Origin of the sequence: Azoarcus sp. DD4 (genome assembly GCF_006496635.1) — a bacterium.
In the GTDB taxonomy this organism is placed as follows: domain Bacteria; phylum Pseudomonadota; class Gammaproteobacteria; order Burkholderiales; family Rhodocyclaceae; genus Azoarcus.
Genome location: NZ_CP022958.1, coordinates 430,974 through 448,583, shown reverse-complemented (window position 1 = coordinate 448,583; position 17,610 = coordinate 430,974). Strand labels below are relative to the sequence as shown.

23 protein-coding genes are annotated in these 17,610 nt (G+C 69.9%); 15 read left to right on the top strand and 8 right to left on the bottom strand.

The window, feature by feature from the left end; translation table 11 throughout:
- Positions 1–29: 29 nt before the first annotated feature.
- Entirely contained in the window at positions 30–779 is a 750-nt protein-coding gene (locus CJ010_RS25340) for a hypothetical protein (protein ID WP_240794476.1), read from the bottom strand.
- Between the two features lie 3 nt (positions 780–782).
- Positions 783–1,442, bottom strand: a complete 660-nt coding sequence (gene parA / locus CJ010_RS02225) for a ParA family partition ATPase (RefSeq protein WP_141016529.1) — start codon at positions 1,440–1,442, stop codon at positions 783–785.
- 150 nt (positions 1,443–1,592) lie between these two features.
- On the opposite strand from parA, the gene CJ010_RS02220 reads away from it, so the two are divergent.
- On the top strand, positions 1,593–2,417 hold the full coding sequence (locus CJ010_RS02220) for an arylamine N-acetyltransferase (protein WP_141016528.1): 825 nt from the start codon (positions 1,593–1,595) through the stop codon (positions 2,415–2,417).
- A 15-nt stretch (positions 2,418–2,432) separates the two neighbouring features.
- Here CJ010_RS02220 and CJ010_RS02215 read toward each other — a convergent pair whose 3' ends face one another.
- A complete protein-coding gene (locus CJ010_RS02215; RefSeq protein WP_205754877.1) occupies positions 2,433–2,882 on the bottom strand; it encodes a cytochrome c in 450 nt (149 codons plus the stop codon).
- A gap of 182 nt (positions 2,883–3,064) precedes the next feature.
- Between CJ010_RS02215 and CJ010_RS02210 the strand changes: the two genes are divergently transcribed.
- The 3 genes from CJ010_RS02210 (at position 3,065) to CJ010_RS02195 (ending at position 5,324) form a co-directional block, all read left to right on the top strand.
- Positions 3,065–4,003 (top strand): sensor domain-containing diguanylate cyclase, encoded by a 939-nt coding sequence (locus CJ010_RS02210; protein ID WP_141016526.1) that lies wholly within the window; start codon positions 3,065–3,067, stop codon positions 4,001–4,003.
- Positions 4,000–4,398, top strand: a complete 399-nt coding sequence (locus CJ010_RS02205) for a hypothetical protein (protein ID WP_141016525.1) — start codon at positions 4,000–4,002, stop codon at positions 4,396–4,398. Before CJ010_RS02210 ends, CJ010_RS02205 begins: the two co-directional genes overlap by 4 nt.
- 323 nt (positions 4,399–4,721) lie before the next feature.
- Positions 4,722–5,324, top strand: coding sequence for a hypothetical protein (locus tag CJ010_RS02195; protein WP_141016524.1), 603 nt, complete (start codon positions 4,722–4,724; stop codon positions 5,322–5,324).
- A 34-nt stretch (positions 5,325–5,358) separates the two neighbouring features.
- On the opposite strand, the gene pstS is transcribed toward CJ010_RS02195, so the two are convergent.
- The gene (gene pstS / locus CJ010_RS02190) at positions 5,359–6,414 is read right to left on the bottom strand and encodes a phosphate ABC transporter substrate-binding protein PstS (protein ID WP_141016523.1); all 1,056 of its coding nucleotides are present in this window, start codon (positions 6,412–6,414) and stop codon (positions 5,359–5,361) included.
- Positions 6,415–6,487: 73 nt separating this feature from the next.
- On the bottom strand, positions 6,488–7,642 hold the full coding sequence (locus CJ010_RS02185) for an aminotransferase class V-fold PLP-dependent enzyme (RefSeq protein WP_141016522.1): 1,155 nt from the start codon (positions 7,640–7,642) through the stop codon (positions 6,488–6,490).
- Positions 7,643–7,822: 180 nt separating this feature from the next.
- On the opposite strand from CJ010_RS02185, the gene gcvA reads away from it, so the two are divergent.
- Complete coding sequence (gene gcvA, locus CJ010_RS02180; RefSeq protein WP_141016521.1) at positions 7,823–8,794, top strand: transcriptional regulator GcvA; 972 nt, start codon at positions 7,823–7,825, stop codon at positions 8,792–8,794.
- A gap of 94 nt (positions 8,795–8,888) precedes the next feature.
- Positions 8,889–9,362: a DUF3291 domain-containing protein gene (locus CJ010_RS02175; RefSeq protein WP_141016520.1), complete on the top strand. Its 474-nt coding sequence runs from the start codon at positions 8,889–8,891 to the stop codon at positions 9,360–9,362.
- A 37-nt stretch (positions 9,363–9,399) separates the two neighbouring features.
- On the opposite strand, the gene CJ010_RS02170 is transcribed toward CJ010_RS02175, so the two are convergent.
- Positions 9,400–10,329 (bottom strand): LysR family transcriptional regulator, encoded by a 930-nt coding sequence (locus CJ010_RS02170; RefSeq protein ID WP_141016519.1) that lies wholly within the window; start codon positions 10,327–10,329, stop codon positions 9,400–9,402.
- 111 nt (positions 10,330–10,440) lie between these two features.
- Here CJ010_RS02170 and CJ010_RS02165 point away from each other — a divergent pair, with 111 nt between their 5' ends.
- The 5 genes from CJ010_RS02165 (at position 10,441) to CJ010_RS02145 (ending at position 13,291) form a co-directional block, all read left to right on the top strand.
- Positions 10,441–11,193, top strand: coding sequence for a 3-oxoacyl-ACP reductase family protein (locus CJ010_RS02165; RefSeq protein ID WP_141016518.1), 753 nt, complete (start codon positions 10,441–10,443; stop codon positions 11,191–11,193).
- A 33-nt stretch (positions 11,194–11,226) separates the two neighbouring features.
- Positions 11,227–11,829 (top strand): NADPH-dependent F420 reductase, encoded by a 603-nt coding sequence (locus CJ010_RS02160; RefSeq protein WP_141016517.1) that lies wholly within the window; start codon positions 11,227–11,229, stop codon positions 11,827–11,829.
- 52 nt (positions 11,830–11,881) lie between these two features.
- Positions 11,882–12,193, top strand: a complete 312-nt coding sequence (locus CJ010_RS02155) for a hypothetical protein (RefSeq protein WP_141016516.1) — start codon at positions 11,882–11,884, stop codon at positions 12,191–12,193.
- Positions 12,194–12,359: 166 nt separating this feature from the next.
- Positions 12,360–12,821, top strand: coding sequence for a GNAT family N-acetyltransferase (locus CJ010_RS25080; RefSeq protein WP_168224886.1), 462 nt, complete (start codon positions 12,360–12,362; stop codon positions 12,819–12,821).
- Positions 12,818–13,291: a GNAT family N-acetyltransferase gene (locus CJ010_RS02145; protein WP_141016514.1), complete on the top strand. Its 474-nt coding sequence runs from the start codon at positions 12,818–12,820 to the stop codon at positions 13,289–13,291. Before CJ010_RS25080 ends, CJ010_RS02145 begins: the two co-directional genes overlap by 4 nt.
- Positions 13,292–13,316: 25 nt before the next feature.
- Here the strand turns inward: CJ010_RS02145 and CJ010_RS02140 are convergent, their stop codons facing one another.
- Entirely contained in the window at positions 13,317–14,450 is a 1,134-nt protein-coding gene (locus tag CJ010_RS02140) for an ABC transporter substrate-binding protein (RefSeq protein ID WP_141016513.1), read from the bottom strand.
- 188 nt (positions 14,451–14,638) lie between these two features.
- On the opposite strand from CJ010_RS02140, the gene CJ010_RS02135 reads away from it, so the two are divergent.
- Positions 14,639–15,250 carry a TetR/AcrR family transcriptional regulator gene (locus CJ010_RS02135; RefSeq protein WP_141016512.1) on the top strand — a complete coding sequence of 204 codons (612 nt, stop codon included), beginning with the start codon at positions 14,639–14,641 and terminating at the stop codon, positions 15,248–15,250.
- A gap of 167 nt (positions 15,251–15,417) precedes the next feature.
- Positions 15,418–15,738 carry a helix-turn-helix domain-containing protein gene (locus CJ010_RS25685; RefSeq protein ID WP_371415700.1) on the top strand — a complete coding sequence of 107 codons (321 nt, stop codon included), beginning with the start codon at positions 15,418–15,420 and terminating at the stop codon, positions 15,736–15,738.
- 10 nt (positions 15,739–15,748) lie between these two features.
- Here the strand turns inward: CJ010_RS25685 and CJ010_RS02125 are convergent, their stop codons facing one another.
- Positions 15,749–16,552: a DUF3025 domain-containing protein gene (locus CJ010_RS02125; RefSeq protein WP_141016510.1), complete on the bottom strand. Its 804-nt coding sequence runs from the start codon at positions 16,550–16,552 to the stop codon at positions 15,749–15,751.
- A gap of 161 nt (positions 16,553–16,713) precedes the next feature.
- Between CJ010_RS02125 and CJ010_RS02120 the strand changes: the two genes are divergently transcribed.
- Both CJ010_RS02120 and CJ010_RS02115 read left to right on the top strand, forming a co-directional pair.
- Positions 16,714–17,250, top strand: coding sequence for a flavin reductase family protein (locus tag CJ010_RS02120; RefSeq protein ID WP_141016509.1), 537 nt, complete (start codon positions 16,714–16,716; stop codon positions 17,248–17,250).
- A gap of 51 nt (positions 17,251–17,301) precedes the next feature.
- Positions 17,302–17,607, top strand: a complete 306-nt coding sequence (locus tag CJ010_RS02115) for a hypothetical protein (protein WP_141016508.1) — start codon at positions 17,302–17,304, stop codon at positions 17,605–17,607.
- The last annotated feature ends 3 nt before the right edge of the window (positions 17,608–17,610 follow it).

Here is a 17,610-nt window from a genome sequence, read left to right as displayed (position 1 = left end):
GCCGGCCTGGGCCGGCGCGCAAGCCGGGCTTAGTGCTTCTTGCTGCGCTTGCCCTTGAGCACCGGCGGCAGGGCGTCGAACAGGGCGGCCAGTTCGTCCGGTCCGCGCTCGTCGAGTGCCGCCAGACCCGCGCGCAACACTTCCGACTTGCTCACCAGGCGGCCAGCCTTGCCGAGCTGCTCGCGCAGCGCCTTGATGCGCCGGTGCTCGCTCGCCGGGAAGGAGAAGGAATCGCGGACGACCTTCTCGGTCTTCTCCACCTTCTCCACCTTCTCGACCTTTTCGGCTTTCTCGGCCTTCACCGCCTTGGCGGCCTTCGCCACTTTCGGCGCCTTGTCCTTCTTGACCGATTCGGGCGCCGGCGCCGCCACTTCCCCGACCACAGCCTTGGTCACGGTCTTCGTCACCGCCGCTTTGGCCTTGGCCGGCGCTGCCGGCTTTTTCTTGGCCACGGCGACAGGCGCCGCCTTGGGCTTGACCGTGGCCACCGGGGCTACAGCCACCTCGGCAGCCTTCACTTCTGCAACCTTCACTTCCGCGATCACGGGCGCGGCCGCCTTCGGCTTGACCGCCTTGGGCTTTGCGGCGGCCTTGCTTGCTGCAGCCTTAGCCGGCTTCTTCACTGCGGCGGGAGCCGGCTCGGCGGCAACAGCTTCGACGGCGACCGGCGCGGCGGCCGGCGCCGCAGCATCGGCCACCGGCAGGCGTTCGGTCAGGGCAGCGTCTTCCTGCTTCAGTGCGGCGCGCAGGGCGGATTGGGTCTTGTTGCGAGTGGTCATGTTTTATTCCCCGAATTGATTGAGAACGGCGGATACGAGCCGGTCGACCTCTTCCTGCGCGGGCAGCGCGGCGCGGCCGAGTTCATAGACGGAAGCGCCCTGCACCGCGCTCTGCGCGTAGGCACTGCGTTGCGAGAGCGCGGCCGCCAGCACCGGCAGTTCGAAGTCCTGCAGCACTTCGAGCACGTCGCCGGCCAGCGCGGTACGCATCACGCGGTTGGGCAGCAGCGCGGCACGCAGCGCGCTTTGCGCGCCCATGCGGGCGAGGATCAGCTTTTCCATGCCGCGCGTCGCCCACAGGTCGGTCGGGCTCGGCACCACCGGCACCAGGGCCAGATCGCACAACTCCAGCGCACTGGCGGTATGAAGGTGCTCGATCGACGGCGGACAATCGAGCACGACAAAATCGACGCGATTCGCGGCGGCCTGCAGGCTGCGCCGCATCTCGTCGGCGCTGCCGCGCAAGCGCATGACCGCGGCCGGGAACGGCACGCCTTCAGCCGCGGCATCGGCCCAGCGCAAGGCGCTTTCCTGCGGGTCGAGATCCGCCACCGCCACCTGGTAGCCCGCCAGGGACAGCCCCGCCGCCAGCTGCATTGCCACCGTTGTCTTCCCCGACCCGCCCTTCTGCGAGAGCAAGGCTATGATCCTCGTGCAACCCATTTTTATAGAGTAATAAGGTAATAACTTATTATTGCACTGGAGAACCCGGGCAACAAGTCGACCGCGGACGGCCGCAAGCCGGTGCGCGGAAGCTACGAATCAACACATGCGCATGCGATCATGACGCCCCCAACCCGACGACATACGACCATGACCACCTCGCCCATCGATCTCGACGCCTATCTCCAGCGCATCGGCCGGCCCGCCGTGCCGCTGCAGGCCAGCCTCGGCACGCTCGAAACGCTGATCGCGCACCATGTGAACGCCATCCCCTTCGAGAATCTCTCGCCGCTGCTGGGCGAAGGGGTGGATATCTCGCCCGCCGGCGTGCAGGCCAAGCTGGTCGGCGCCGGTCGCGGCGGCTACTGCTTCGAACACAGCCGGCTGTTCGCCGAGGTGCTGCGCGCACTCGGCTTTACCGTGCACGAGCTGGCCGCCCGCGTGGTGTGGAACCAGCCGCCGGGCACGATCACGCCGCGCCAGCACATGCTGCTGGAAGTGGAAACGGAAGACGGCCCGCGCCTGGCCGATGTCGGCTTCGGCGGCTTGACCCTGACCAGCACGCTGCGCCTGGTGGCCGACGTGGAACAGGCCACCCCGCACGAACCCTTCCGCCTGCTGCACGACAACGGCGACTGGCAGATGGAGGCCCGCCTCGGCGAGGCCTGGAAGCCGCTCTACCGCTTCGACCGCGTCCGCCAGCACGCCTGCGACTACGTCGCGCCCAACTACTTCCTGTCCACTCACCCGGAATCGGTGTTCACCGGCAACCTGATGCTGGCGCGCGCCGGTCTCGGCCAACGCTGGACGCTGTTCAACCGCGACTATGCCGAGTACCACGCCGACGGCCGCATCCAGCGGCGCACGCTAGTCAGCGCGAGCGAACTCGCCGACGTGCTGCAGGCCAGCTTCCTGCTGCCGCCGGCCATCTGCAGCGCCGCGCAGCCGCGGCTGGCGCGCCTGTTCGAAGCCTGAACCGGCGCCGCCGGCTTACTTCTGCTTGAAGCCGTCGTGGCAGCTCTTGCAGCTGCCATAGACCTTGTCGTAGGCCGCCTTGGCCTGCACCGGGTCGCGCGTCTGCGCGGCGGCCATCAGCGCATCGGTGGCCGCGAAGAAGCCCTGGCGCTCGCGCTCGAAAGCCGCGGCATCGCTCCACACCGCCGCCTTGGCCTTGGTCGGCGGGTAGTTGGTATCGGCGCCGAAATGGCCCCAGGGCGCCTCGCGCTTGGCCACCAGCTCGCCGGCCAGCGAGGCGAACTTGTCCGCCTGGTACTTGCCGTCGCGCAGCATCACCCCCATCGGCTCGAACACCCGCAGGATGGCCTTGAACGCATCCTGGCGATGCTTCACCGGCTGCCCCGGCCGCGTGTCCTCCACCGCACCGCCACAGGCAGCAAGGGACAGGGCGATGAAAAGGGCGGAAACGATATGACGCGACATGGGAGACATCCAGTTGGGTTGGGTTGACTGACGGCGGCGGATTATAGGGCCGCCGAAGGTCCGAAAGTTCCCGCACCGGCGCCCCTCCGGGGGCACGCCATCGCGCCGAACAAGACCGGCAACATCGCTTCCATTACCATCGGTGCTCCGCGACGCTTCCCGCGCTTTCCCCGACCGCACCGATGAACGCTCCCGACCAGAACCTCGAACCCGACAGCGACGTCTACAAGACCCTGCTCGAATCCACCAGGGCCATCCCCTGGCGGATCGACTGGAAGACCATGCAGTTCACCTACATCGGCCCGCAGATCGAGGCGCTGCTCGGGTGGGCGCCGGATAGCTGGGTGAGCGTGGAGGACTGGGCTTCGCGCATGCACCCGGACGACAGGGACAAGGTGGTCAATTTCTGCGTGTCGCAGTCGCAGGCCGGCACCGACCACGAGGCCGACTACCGCGCACTCACCAAGGACGGCGGCTATGTGTGGATACGCGACGTGGTGCACGTGGTGCGCAAGGAAGGCGAGGTCGAAGCGCTGATCGGCTTCATGTTCGACATCAGCCAGCGCAAGGCCACCGAGGAGAAGCTGCTGCAGCTGCAGAAGGAGCTGGAGGAGCTCTCCTACAAGGACGGCCTCACCGGCGTCGCCAACCGGCGGATGTTCGATTCGGTGATGGAAATGGAATGGACCAACGCCCGCCGCGGGCGCCAGCCGCTGTCGCTGATCCTGCTCGACGTCGATTACTTCAAGGAATACAACGACCGCTACGGCCACCTGCAGGGCGACGACTGCCTGCGCCAGGTCGCGCAGACGCTGGGCAAGGTGGCAACGCGGGCGCGCGACTTCGTGGCCCGCTTCGGCGGCGAGGAGTTCGTGCTGGTGCTGCCGGAAACCGATGCCAGGGCGGCGGCGCTGCTCGCCGAGCGCTGCCACAAGGCAATCGAGCAACTGGCGATCCCGCACGAGCGCTCGGCGATCTGCGAGCGACTGACCGTGAGCCTGGGGGTGGGCACCCTGGTGCCGGGTGCGGACGACGACGTCCAGCGCTTCCTCAACCGGGTGGACGGCCTGCTCTACAGCGCCAAGCGCAGCGGCCGCAACCGCTCGGCCTTCGAGGGATGAAGCGTTTGCTGCGGCGGGCGGTGCTGGGCCTGCTGCCCGCCGCCGTCGGCTGCGGCGAGTTCACCGACCCCGCCACCCGGCTGGCCTACGAACTGGAGGCCGGCGCGCAGCGGCTGGGCGACGTACCCGGCGCCACCCTGCAGCTGCAGCACCGCACGCCGTCGAAGGCGGGGGAATGCAGCGGCCCCTACAGCGTGCAGCTCGACAAGGTGGGCGCGCTCATCGTGTGGTGCAAGGACGCCGCCGGCGCGACGGTATCCAGCCACAGCACCTCGTACCACGCGCGCCACGTCGATACGCCCCAGACCTGGCTGCTGGACAAAGCGGCTGGATCGCCGCTGCTGATCGAGCTGGAAAGACGCGGCGACCGTGCCGCGATCCGCCGCGTCGACTAGGCTGCGGCGCCCCGGCCGGGCCGATGGTCCGCTGCCCCGTAGCAGCCGGCGGCGATGATGCGTAAGTGGTCGAATATGCCGACGTAGAAGTCTGCGGCGGCTGCCGCATGGTCGTCGAAGCACAGCCGGGGAATGATCTTCTGTGCGAACTTCGCCGGCTGTCTGCTATCGAACTTTTCTTGGGCAGCACGCCACCGTCTGCAGATCGATGACCGCGTGACACGGAAATGTCACGGCTCATCACCTACTCTTCATAGCAGACGGCTGCGCCGCCCAGGCGAAGCTGCAACCGGCAACAGACCGACCAGAAAGGAGACCACACCATGCAAGCACAGCACACCCATAGCGGCATCCTGTACAGCGCAGGTTGCGAGTTCTTTCCCCCCGTGGACGAAGCCGGCGTAGCCGAAACCCCATGGGACATGCAGCTGAAGGCGGCACTCGACTGGCAGGAGGCGGGCGCCAACAGCGACGGCACCTCATGCCAATGGGAAGATCCACCACGCCTCTGGCACGTGGGCCAGGCCAAGCTCAGCATGCAGACCGTGGTGCGGGTGAACACCCTCAACGTTGCCCTGCGAGAGCGCCTGCTGCAGATCACCAGCGAGATGTCCAACATCGCCATCGCCGAGATGGGCCTGCGCAAGGGCGAACCGGCGGAGGGCGCGGGCGAAGCCGCGGCGAAGCCGTCCTCCACCCCCGAAGTGCTGGATGAAGCCAACGCGCTCAAGCTGATGGCGCTGACCCGCGCCTGGTTCGAGGTGATGGCGATGGCCCAGGCCAGCATGAGCACGCTGACCGGCTACTCGCCGCGCGCCACCGGCGACGCCAGCGGCATGCAGACGCCCTACGCCGCCAGCCCGCTGGTGGAACGGCGCCAGCGCGTGATGCACATCGACTTCGCCGACCGGCGCAAGGCCGGCTGAGGACGGAGCCGATCCGGCGGGGCGGCCGGCAGCCTCAGCGCCGCCCCAGCCCGGTGAAGCCGATGGGATTGCCGGCGTCGTCCGTCACCGAGGACAAACCGCGGAAGGCCTTGGCCTGCACGCTGTCGGGCAGGCGGACGAAGTGGCTGGTCTTCACCAGTTCGTCGCCGTGCATGAAGGCCCAAGTGAAGAACTCGACCGCGCGCCGCACGCCGGGCGCGCTGCTGCGGCGGGGAAGGACGATGAAGGTGCCCATGGTGATGGGCCAGCTCCGGCTGCCGACCTGATCGGTCAGGGTGGCCGAGAAGTCGCCGCTACGCGGCCACGGGCTGGCTGCCAGCGCCGCAGCGAAGCTGTCGATGTTCGCGCTCACGAAGGCGCCGTCGCGGTTGCGCAGCGCGACCGCGGTGAGCGCGTGGCGCACCACGTAGTTGTAATCCACGTAAGCGATTGCGCCCGGCGTGCGCGACACCGCGTCGACCACGCCGCCGCTGCCCTTCACCGCCGTCACCTCGCCTTTCCAGTCGAAGCGGGTGGCGACACCGAAGTCCGCCCGCCAGCGCGGACTGGCCTTGGCCAGATAGTCGGCGAAGTTCCAGGTGGTGCCGGAGCCGTCGCTGCGCACGATCCGCTGGATCGCAAGATCGGGCAGCTTGAGGCCGGGATTGAGGCTGCGGATCGCGGCGTCGTTCCAGCGCCGGATATGGCCGGCGAAGATGTCCGCCAGGGTGGTGCCGTCCAGGCGCAGGGCACCGCCCGCCACGCCCGGCAGGTTCACCACCGGCACCGCGCCGGTGACCGCGGTCGGCACCACCACCATGTCGCGGCCCTGCAAGGCGTCGGCAGCCGGCACCAGGTCGGAAGCGCCGAAATCCGCCTCGCCGGCCAGCACCTTCTTGATGCCGGCCCCGGAGCCGGCCGCATCGTATTCGAGGCGCACGCCACGCTCGGCAGCATAGGCCTGCGCCCAGGTCGCGTAGACGGGCTGCGCGGCGGACGAACCCGCGCCGCGCAGGAGCGCGGCCTCGTCCGCACGGGCGGCGAAGCTACACGCGAAACCGAGGCTCAACAGCAGAAACAGGCGACGCATGAGTGGACGGCCCGGGCAAAAAAACGGGCCGCGATCATCCCACGCCGAGGTTACAGAAATATGCCGCCCGAACTCAGCGCTGGCTTTCCTCCGCTTCGCGCAGGCCCATCCGGTCCAGCGCCGCCGCCAGATGGGCCACGCTGCGGTCCACGTTGTGCAGCTTTTCCAGGCCGAACAGGCCGACGCGGAAGGTGGAGAAATCGGCCGGCTCGTCGCACTGCAGCGGCACACCGGCAGCGGTCTGCAGCCCGAGCGCGAGGAATTTGCGGCTGCTCTGGACCTCCGGGTCGCGGGTGTAGCTGACCACCACGCCCGGCGCCTGATAGCCCGCCGCGGCGACGCTGCGGATGCCGCGGCGCTCGAACAGCTCGCGCACCTTGCGGCCGAGTTCGAGCTGCTCCGCGCGCACCCTGTCGAAGCCGTAGGCGCGGGTTTCCGCCATCGCCTCGCGCAGCCGCAGCAGCGCATCGGTGGGCATGGTGGCGTGGTAGGCGTGGCCGCCGTTCTCGTAGGCCTCCATGATCTGCAGCCACTTCTTGAGGTCGCAGGCGAAGCTGGTGCTGGTGGTGGCGTCGATGGCGGCACGGGCGCGCCCGGACAGCATCACCATCGCGCAGGCCGGCGAGCTGCTCCAGCCCTTCTGCGGCGCGCTCACCAGCACGTCGACGCCGGTCGCTTCCATATCCACCCAGATTGCGCCGGAGGCGATGCAGTCGAGCACGAAGAGGCCGCCGACCTCGTGGGTGGCCTCGGCCACCGCGCGCAGGTAGTCGTCGGGCAGGATCATGCCGGCGGCGGTTTCCACATGCGGCGCGAACACCACGTCCGGGCGCTGGCGGCGGATCGCCGCCACCACTTCCTCCACCGGGCAGGGAATCCACGGCGCCTCGGGTGCGTCTGCCACCCGGCGCGCCTTCAGCACCACCGATTCGGCGGGGATCGCGCCCATCTCGAAGATCTGCGTCCAGCGGTAGCTGAACCAGCCGTTGCGGATCACCAGGGTCTTCTTCCCGGTGGCGAACTGGCGCGCCACCGCCTCCATGCCGAAGGTGCCGCTGCCGGGCACCAGCACCGCCGAGCGGGCGTGATAGACCTCCTTGAGGATGGAGGAGATGTCCTTCATCACCCCCTGGAAGCGCTTGGACATGTGGTTGAGGGCGCGGTCGGTATAGACGACGGAAAATTCCAGCAGGCCGTCGGGATCGATGTCGGGCAGCAGTCCGGGCATGGTGTCTCCTGATTGTTCTCGGGTGCGATGCCTGCAGGCCGGCGCCTGCGGATGGGTGCATTCAGCTTAGCATGCCGGCCACGCGCCACGTTCCATCCCGGCGGCATCGCAACGCCGGCTGCGATGGCCGCGTTTCGGGCGACAATCCGCCCACTCCTGCCCCCGTCGGACACCGCACAGATGGACGCTCCCGGAAAACTGCCGCCACTCCCCGCCCTGCGCACCTTCGAAGCCGCCGCCCGCCTGCTCAGCTACAGCCGCGCCGCAGACGAGCTGCATGTGACCCACGGCGCGGTCAGCCACCAGATCCGCGCGCTGGAGGAACAGCTTGGTCTCGCGCTCTTCGCCCGTCAGGGCCGGACCATGACGCTGACGCCGGCCGGCGCCGAGCTGCTGCACGCCACCAACGCCGCGCTGCGCCAGATCGCCGACGCGCTGGCGGCGATCCGGCGCCAGCGCAATCCCAACCGGCTGTCGGTGAGCGTGATGCCCTCCTTTGCCGGGCGCTGGCTGGCGCCGCGGCTGGCCGCCTTTCTCGACGCCAACCCCGGTTGCGAACTCAACGTGCTGTCGTCGGACGCGATTACCGACTTCGCCCGCGACGGCACCGACCTCGCCATCCGCTGGGGCTTTGGCGGCTATGCCGGGGTGCATTGCGAGCCCTTCATGGACGATGTGATGTTCCCGGTGCTGAGTCCGCACTTCGCCGGTGGCGTGCCGCGCGAGCCGGCGGCGCTCGCCGGCCTGCCGCTGCTGCGCTCGGTGGGCGAGGATTGGCTGCCGTGGTTTCGCGCCGCCGGTCTGGATTGGGACGAGCCGGCGCGCGGGCTGGCGCTGAACGATTCCGGCCTGGTGGTGCAGGCCGCCATCGACGGCCAGGGCATCGCGCTGGCGCGGCGCAGCCTGGCGCTGCGGGCGCTGCGCGAAGGGCGGCTGGTGCGCCCCTTCGACATCGAGGTGCCGCTCCACTACGCGCCGCACCAGGGCCTGCCGCCGGCCGTCGGCCTGGACGCCGAAGGCAACCCGCGGCGCTGGGCCTACTGGCTGGTGATGCCGCAGCGCCGCGCCGACAGCCCGCTGCGCGAGCGCTTCATCGCCTGGCTGCGGGCCGAGGCCGAAGCCGACCGTGCAGCGCTCGCCGGACCCGCGTGAGCCGCGCTCACAGCTGCGTGAAAACAGCTCGTTTGATCCGCGGCGCGCCAGCGGCCACCATTGCCGCCGTCATCACCCCACGCCCCTTCCGACCATGCAACTCGCCCAACTCAACGTCGCCCGCCTGCTCGCCCCCATCGATTCTCCGCAACTGGCCGGTTTCGTGGACCAGCTCGACGAGATCAACGCCCTCGCCGAGGCCAGCCCCGGCTTCGTCTGGCGCTTCGAGGGCGACGCCCGGCTGGGCAACACCAGCGTGCCCGACGACCCGCTGATGCTCATCAATCTGTCGGTGTGGCGCGACGTCGATGCGCTCTTCGCCTTCACCTACCAGTCGCTGCACAAGCGCCCGCTGGGCAGCCGGCGCGACTGGTTCGAGCGCCCCAGCGGCCCTCACCTGGTGATGTGGTGGGTGGCCGACGGCCACCGCCCGCGTGCGGACGAAGCGCTCGCGCGCCTGGCCCTGCTCGGCCGCGACGGCCCCGGACCGGACGCCTTCGATTTCCGCCGCCGCTTCGATGCGGACGGACGCGAGGCGGCCGCCAAGCCGGGCGCCGTCGCAGCCTGACCCAGCACCTGAACCGGCGCCTGAACGGGCGCGCGGATCAGCCCAGGCTGCCGGCGAAGCGTTCGGCGTAGCGCTCCCGCGCGAAGGCCTCGACGATGAAATCGACAAAGGCGCGCGTCTTGGCCGGCATCAGGCTGCGGCCGGGGTAGTAGAGCGAGATCGCGCCGGCATCGGCATACCAGTGCGGCAGCAGCCGTACGAGTTCGCCCCGCTCCAGCAGGGGCAGCGCATCGGGCAGCGCCAGCATCGTCACGCCCAGCCCGAGCGCCGCCGCATCGCGCATCGCCGCCGGATCGTTCACCACGATGGTCTCGGCCAGCGGCGCCGCCATCTCCCGGCCGGCGAGGTCGCGCATCGTCCAGTGGCGCACCCGACCGCTGCGCCCCGAACGCATGACGATGCCCGGCCACCCGGCCAGCCCGGCGGGGTCCACCAGCGGCGCGCGCCCCGCCGCCAACCCCGGCGCCGCCACCGCGACGATGTGCGCCGGCGCCAGCGCGCGCGCCACCACCCCCGGCGTCAGCTCGAAGCCGCCGCCGATGGCGGCATCGTAGCCCTCCGCGATCAGATCCACCTGGCGGTTCTCGAAGTGCCATTCCGGCCGCACGCGCGGATGGCGCGCGAGGAATTCCGGCAGCAGCGGCAGCACATGGCTGAGGCCGAAGGTGGGCGGCAGGCTGAGCTTGAGCACGCCGGCCGGTTCCCCCTGCGCGCTGCCGGCTTCGGCGATGGCCGTCTGCAGGGCGTCGAGATTGCCGCCGATGGCGGCGAGGAAGCGCTCGCCGGCCTCGGTGAGCGTGAGCTTGCGGGTGGAGCGCTGGAACAGCCGCAGGCCGAGGTTGCGCTCCAGCATGGCGACGTTGCGGCTGACCGCCGCCGGCGTCAGCGCCAGCCGGCGCGCGGCGGCGGAGAAGCTGCCGGTTTCGGCGCTGCGGACGAAGGATTCGAGGTTGGCGAGGGTTTCCATCGCCCTACCTTATACTAAAGCTTGAAAATCATTCAAGTAATTACCGGCTAATCAAGCGGCAATGGATCGGCGAAAGTGGCTCCACCTCAACCACACACGGAGCACACAGCCATGTCTTCCCACACCCTTCCTCTCGCCGGCAAGGTCGCCCTCGTCACCGGCGGTTCGCGTTCCATCGGCGCCGCCATCGTCAAGCGCCTGGCCGCCGACGGCGCCACCGTTGCCTTCACCTACAGCGCCTCGCCGGCGCGTGCCGCCGAGGTCGTCCGCGACATCGAGGCCGCCGGCGGCCGCGCGCTCGCCATCGCGGCGGACGCCGGCAATCCGGACGCGGTGCGCGCCGCGGTGGCGCACACGGTCGAAACCTTCGGCCGCCTCGACATCCTGGTGAACAACGCCGGCATCGCGCTCGGCGGCCCGATCGGCGACATCGCCTTCGAGGACTACGAACGCATGATCGCGGTCAACGTCACCGGCGTCTTCGTCGCCACCCAGGAAGCCACCCGCCACATGCAACAGGGCGGCCGGGTGATCCACATCGGCTCGTCGATGACGCGCTACGCCGCCTTTCCCGGCGCCTCGCTCTACACCCTGACCAAGGGCGCGGTCACCGGCTTCAACCGCAGCCTGGTGCGCGACCTCGGCCCGCGCGGCATCACGGTGAACACCGTCCATCCCGGCCCCACCGACACCGACATGAACCCGGACGGCGGCCCGGTCAGCAAGATCGTCGGCCCGGGCATGGCCATCGGCCGCTACGGCCAGCCGCAGGAAATTGCCACGGTCGTCGCCTTCCTCGCCAGCCCCGCCGCCGCCTTCGTCACCGGCGCCGACATCGTCGCCGACGGCGGCTTCACCGCCTGAACCCACCCCCATCCCCTTCAAGGAGCACATCTCATGAAAACCATCGGCATCCTCGGCGCCGGCGCCATCGGTACCGCCTTCGCCACCGCCCTCGCCACCAAGGGCATCCCCGCCGTCATCGCCAACAGCCGCGGCCCGGCCTCGCTGCAGGAACTGGCCGCCAGGCTCGGGCCGACGATCCGCGCCGGCAGCCGCGAGGAAGCCGCCGCGCAGGACATCGTGCTGGTGGCGGTGAATTGGTCGAAGCTGCCCACGGCCCTCGCCGGCCTGCCGGACTTCGGCGGCCGCATCGTCATCGACGCCAACAACCCGATCGAGGCTCCGCTGTTCAAGCCGGTCGACCTGGCCGGCCGCGTCTCCAGCGCGGTGTTCGCCGAACGGGTGCCCGGCGCCCGCGTGGTCAAGGCTTTCAACCACCTGCAGGCGCATTTGCTGGCCAGCGATCCGGCGGCCGAGGGCGGACGGCGCGTGCTGTTCTTCTCGGGCGACGACGCCCGTGCCAAGGCCGAGGTCGGCGCGTTGATCGCGCAGCTCGGCTTCTTCGGCATCGACCTCGGCACGCTGGAGGTCGGCGGCCGCCTCGCCCAGTTCCCCGGCGGCCCGTTGCCGGCACTCAATCTCGTCAAGTTCGACTGACGGCCGGCGGCGCGGCGACCGCCGCGCCGCCGCATCCCCAAGGAGGGCAAACATGTCCAAGACCGTCCTTTTCATTCACGGCGCCTGGCTCACGCCCGCGGTGTGGGCGCCGTGGCAGGCGCGCTTCGAAGCCGCGGGCTATTGCACGGAGGAACCCGCCATGGTCCGCCAGCAGTTGCAGAAATACGCCGCATCGCCCGCCACCACCAAGCTGCTCAGCTTCCCCGGGCGCAACCACTACCTGATCGCGGCGCCCGGCTGGGAGGAGATTGCCGATGCGGCGCTCGCCTGGGCAGATGCGACGACGCGTCGCCCGGCAGTCGAAGGGCCGCACGCGGGAGGCGTGGATGCCGTACCGGCCTGACGCGCACGCGCCGCGGGCGTCCAGCGCTCGCGGCACAAACGCATTGGGCATGTGCTCGACATATTGGCCAGGCAGGATGCCGGAACCGGCTGCGCCGACCGGGCTGCAATTGCCTCCCGGGCGCGGCGGGTTCAACATCCCTTCCGCATACCGAGCACGCGCCCCGATGCCCCTGATCCCCATCACCCATGCTCTCCTCGCGACCAGCCCGGTAGCCGGCTCCGCTTTCCTGCGCGCGCTGTGCGAGGCCAATCTGGCGAATTACCCGGCCGCTGGCCCGGTGTCGCCGTGGATGGCCTACCTGGCGGAGGAAGCGGGCAGCCTGGTTGGCGCCTGCGCCTTCAAGGCGCCGCCCGACGACGACGGCGTGGAGATCGCCTACTTCACCTTCCCGGAAAACGAAGGCCAGGGCGTGGCGACACGCATGGCCGCAGCGCTGATCGCGATTGCCGCCGAACACGGCGTGCCGGTGGTGAGGGCGTCCAGCCAGCCGGACAACCACGCATCCGGCCGCGTCCTCGACAAGCTCGGCTTCGAGCGGGCCGGCAACCTGATGCATCCGGAAGCCGGGGAACTTTGGGTATGGCGGCGCGCCGCCGCACGGACGGCCGCGGGAGAACACCCATGATCCGGATCCGGCCGCTGGCCGAAGGCGAAGCCCGCGCGCTGTGGGCGGTGTTCCAGTCCTCGGTGCGGGAAACGGCCAGCGCAGACTACTCGCCGGCGCAGATCGACGCCTGGGCACCGGCGGTGTATCCGGGTGCGGCGTGGGAGACGCGCATCGCACGCAACGCGCCCTGGGTGGCGGAGCTGGACGGCCGCATCGCCGGCTATGCCGATGTGCAGGCCGACGGCTACATCGACCAGTTCTTCGTGGCGGGCTTCGCCGCCGGCCGCGGTGTAGGCGCCGCGCTGATGCGGGCCATCGAGCAGCATGCGGGCACGCTCGGCCTGGCGCAGCTGTATGCCGACGTCAGCCTGACAGCCCAGCCCTTCTTCCGCCGCCACGGCTTCACGATCGTGAGCGAACAGGTGGTGACGGTGCGCGGCGAGCGGCTGCGCAATGCGCGGATGCGGCGGGTGCTGGCGGCCGGCTGAAAGACGCCGCCGCGGGGCGCAAGGCTTAGTGCACCACCTTGCCGCCATCGCCCAGCATGGCGAAATCGACGTAGCTCGACCCCGGCCGGCCGGGCTGGCCGAAGTCCAGCGTGTAGCCGCCGAGATCGACCTTGCGCATCGCCTGCAGGCTCTTCAGCACCGCGCCGCCGGTCGGCGTGCCCTCGGCGTTGCGCAGCGCGTGCACCAGGGCCTTGGCGGCGATGAAGCCTTCGATGGAGCGGCCGGACAGGTCGGGATCCTTGCTCTGCTCGCGCAGGCGCAGGTATTCGCGGTTCACCTCTATGGTCTGCTGGCTTTCCAGCGGCAGCACCACCGAGAAGGCAAAGCCGCGCGCGCCGGCGGGGCCGAGCTGGGCGAGCAGCTGGCGGGTGTCGATGATGGACAGCCCGTACAGCGTGGCGTCGCCGCCGCGGGCGCGGTACTGGCGCACGAACTCGATCGCCGCCGCGGTGGTAGCGCCGAGGAAGACGACCTGCGGATTGGCCTTGATCATCGCCTCCACCGCCTGCTCCACCTTGATCGTATTGCGCTCGTAGCCGGCCCGTGCGATCAGGCTGATGCCGTTGCGCGGCGCCGCCGCGTCGGCTCCGACGATGACGTCCCGGCCGAGCGCGTCGTCCTGGAACACCAGGCCCACCCGCGTCATGCCCAGCCCGGCCAGGCTCTTGAACAGGCGATTGACCTCGTCGTGGTAGCTGGCCTTGGTGACGAACACGTTGCGCCCGGCGATTGCGCTCGACGCGCCGGACACCGCGCCCACCAGCGGCAGGCCGGCGCGCTGCAGCACGCCGTCGGCGATCAGCGCATCGACGTTGGTGGTGCCGACGGTGCCGATCAGCGCCACCGGCGCTTCCTGCTGGATCAGCTCGCGCACCAGCGCCACCGTCTGCTCGGGCTTCTGCGCGTCATCGCGGGTGGCAAGGCGGATGCGCGCGCCCTTGACCCCGCCCTGCGCGTTGGCCTGGTCGAGGTAGAGCTTGATGCCGGCGTGGATGGCCTTGCCCGTCACCGCCTGCGAACCGGAAAACGGCGCCACCTGGCCGACCACCAGCTCGCGCCCCTGCGCGGCGGCCCCAAGCGGGACAAGGACCGCCAGCACGCTGGCGAGAAGGCGGAATCGGCGGAACAGCGTGGGCATGGGCGTATCGTCCTGGACTGGCACGCTACGCGTGCGGGGGGAGAGCGGCCCATTGTTCGGCGCCCCGTCACCGCCCGGCAATTGCGGATGTCCACAATACGGACCGCCATCGCGCCGAGCCGAAATTGCCTCCAATTTGATTACGACCATCCTCTATAATGAGAGCGGGCACAAAGCGGAGGACGGACATGCGAGTCAGCAGGGAACAGGCGGCGGAGAACCGCGAACGGGTGGTGCAGACGGCCGCGCGGCTGTTTCGCGAGCACGGCTTCGACGGCATCGGCGTGGCCGACCTGATGAAGGAAGCGGGACTGACCCACGGCGCCTTCTACGGCCACTTCGGCTCCAAGGACGACCTCATGGCCGAGGCCAGCGCGCGCGCGCTGGCGGATTCGCTGGCCTACTGGCAGAAGCGCATCGAGACCGCCGGCGACGACGGCCTGCCCACCATCCTGGCCAGGTACCTGTCGCCGGCCCACCGCGACCACCCGGGGCGCGGCTGCGCCTTCGCCGCGCTCGGCGCCGAAGCCCAGCGCCACACGCCGGCGGTGCGGCAGGCGATGACCGCTGGCCTGCGCCCGCTGATCGAGGTGTTCAGCCGGCTGCTGCCCGGCCGCTCCAAGGCCGCGAAGCGGCAGAAGGCGCTCGCCGCCTTCTCCGGCATGGTGGGCGCGCTGGTGCTGGCGCGCGCGGTGGACGACGAAGCCTTGTCCGAAGAGATCCTGCAGGCGGTGGCGACCTCCATCACCGGCACCGAAGCGGCACGCGACACACCATCGCCCGATGTGCCGCAGTCCTGAGCGCCGCGGGCAGTCTCGGGCTTAGTTTCGGACTGAGACTGCCCGTCTCAAGCTTCAGCAGGGTGGCGCATTGCCAGCGCCACGTGCATCGACCGCAAATCATTGTTTTCATGTAACAAGCTTTACGCCAGCGCCTCGCCTGAAAGCAGGAACGCTCCTTGCCATGGATGTCACGGGACCGCAAAGACGGCCACCCGTACCCCCAGAACAAGACGAGGAGATTCCATCCATGCACAGGCAAACCCGATGCGCTTTCGGCTGTACCCGCCTCAAACCCTTCGCCACCGCCCTGCTCGCCAGCCTCGGCCTTTGCGCCGCCGGCACACGGGCGGCGGAAATCGCCACCGATCCCGGCAACTACGCCGCGCTGCTGGCCGGCATCGCGATGGCACACGCAGGCCGCCAACGGCGACGTGCGCCTCGCCGCACAGATGCTGGGCATCAGCCGTGCCACGCTCTACCGGCGGCTGCGCAAGCGCACCGGCTGAGGCGGCCCGCTCAGGCCCGGCGCGGGCGGAACTGGCGGGTGTCGCGGTAGTAGTCGGCCTGCTCGCTGTCCGGCGTCACGCCCGGAATGCCGAGCAGCGGCAGCGGCGAGAACGCACGCGGCGTGAGCGTCGGCAAGGTGGCGGCAAGCTGCGCCGCCAGCCAGGCATCGGTTTCCGTCTGGCGCTCGGCCGCCGGTAGCCGCAGCCAGGCCGGATCGACCACGCGGTGGATGGCCTTGGCACAGAGGCCGAAGAAGGGCTGGCGCAACTGGTCCCAGCTGCCGTGGCCGAAGACGAGGAACCGTGTCGTCTCGCGCAGCGCGGCGCGCCGCTGCCAGAACACCGCCTCCCAGGCATGGGCCGCGAGCAGCGCGGGGATCTCCGCGTCGGTCGTCACCACCACGATGCCGCATTCATCGAACTGGGTCAGCGCGTCCCGCCGCGAGCCGCGCCCCGGCAGCCCGGCCGCCTCGCGCGCAGCGAGTTCGCGCACGTGCAGCGCATTGCAGGCCGATTTCGCCAGCGGCCACACGCACCAGGCGAGCGCATTGAAGAAGTCGTGCCAATCGCCGGCACGGGTGGGCACCTCGCCGCTGGCATGGATGCGCGCCTCGTAGGCGGGCAGCGCATCGTCGGGCGGCACGAAGCGAACCGGCCGACCGCCGCCGCTGACGGCCTGCGGCGCGCTCGCCTCGAGCAGCCGCTGCAGCGTGGCCAGATCCGGCAAGCCGTCGGGGAATCGCCTCAGCATCGGCGCGATCGGCGCATAAAGCGGACGGTCGGCGTAGTCGGCAGGCGTGGCGGCGACGATCATGCGGCAGGCGGGGCAGTGTAAGGGCGTCGATGCGGAACGGTCGGCAGCATAGCAGCGCCGCTCACCGGCCGGCGCGTTGCGCCACCGTGCTTTCGGCCGGCGGATGCGCGATCATGGTGGCATGCGCCCGACACCATCGGCGGCGCGTGGGGAGAAGGACCATGGCGAAACGCAGCTTCCCGCTTTCCAGGGTTTACGGCCTGCTCGAACCCGGCCCGGTGGTGCTGCTCGCCACCAGCCGCGGCGGCGTTCCCAACGTCATGACCCTGTCGTGGCACACGATGCTGGAATTCGAACCGCCGCTGGTCGGCGTCGTGCTCAGCGACCGCGACTACAGCCACGCCAACCTCGTCGCCAGCGGCGAATGCGTGATCGCCATCCCCACCGTGGACCTGGCCGACGCGGTGGTCGGCTGTGGCAACCGGTCGGGGCGCGACACCGACAAGTTCGCCACTTTCGGCCTCACCCCGCGCCCCGCCGCCATCGTGACCGCACCGCTGATCGCCGAATGCCAGGCCAACCTCGAATGCCGGGTGGCGGATACCACGCTGGTGGCGCGTTACGGCTTCTTCGTGCTCGAAGTGCTCAAGGCCTGGATGGACCCGGCGCGCCGCGGCCAGCAGACCCTGCACCACCGCGGCTATGGCCGCTTCATGGTGGCGGGCAACACCATCCGCCTGCCGTCGCGGATGCGCTGAACCCGCCGGCGGACTGCTTCCATCACCAGCCGGCTTCGCCAGGAGATCGTCATGAAGACCTCAACCCTGATCGCCCTGCTGGCGCTCGCCTGCCCGGCCATCGCCGCCGGCGAACCCGGCACGCCCGCGCTGCGCGATCCCACCCGCGGCGAACTGCTCTACGCCACCCACTGCATCGCCTGCCACGACGCCCAGCCGCACTGGCGTGCCAAAAAGCTCGCCGCCGACTGGCCCGGCCTGCGCACGGAAGTCGTGCGTTGGCAGGAGACCGGCGGGCTAGGCTGGAACGAGGACGATATCCGCGAGGTGACGCACTACCTCAATCGGCGCTACTACCACTACCCGGTGCCCTACTGAGGA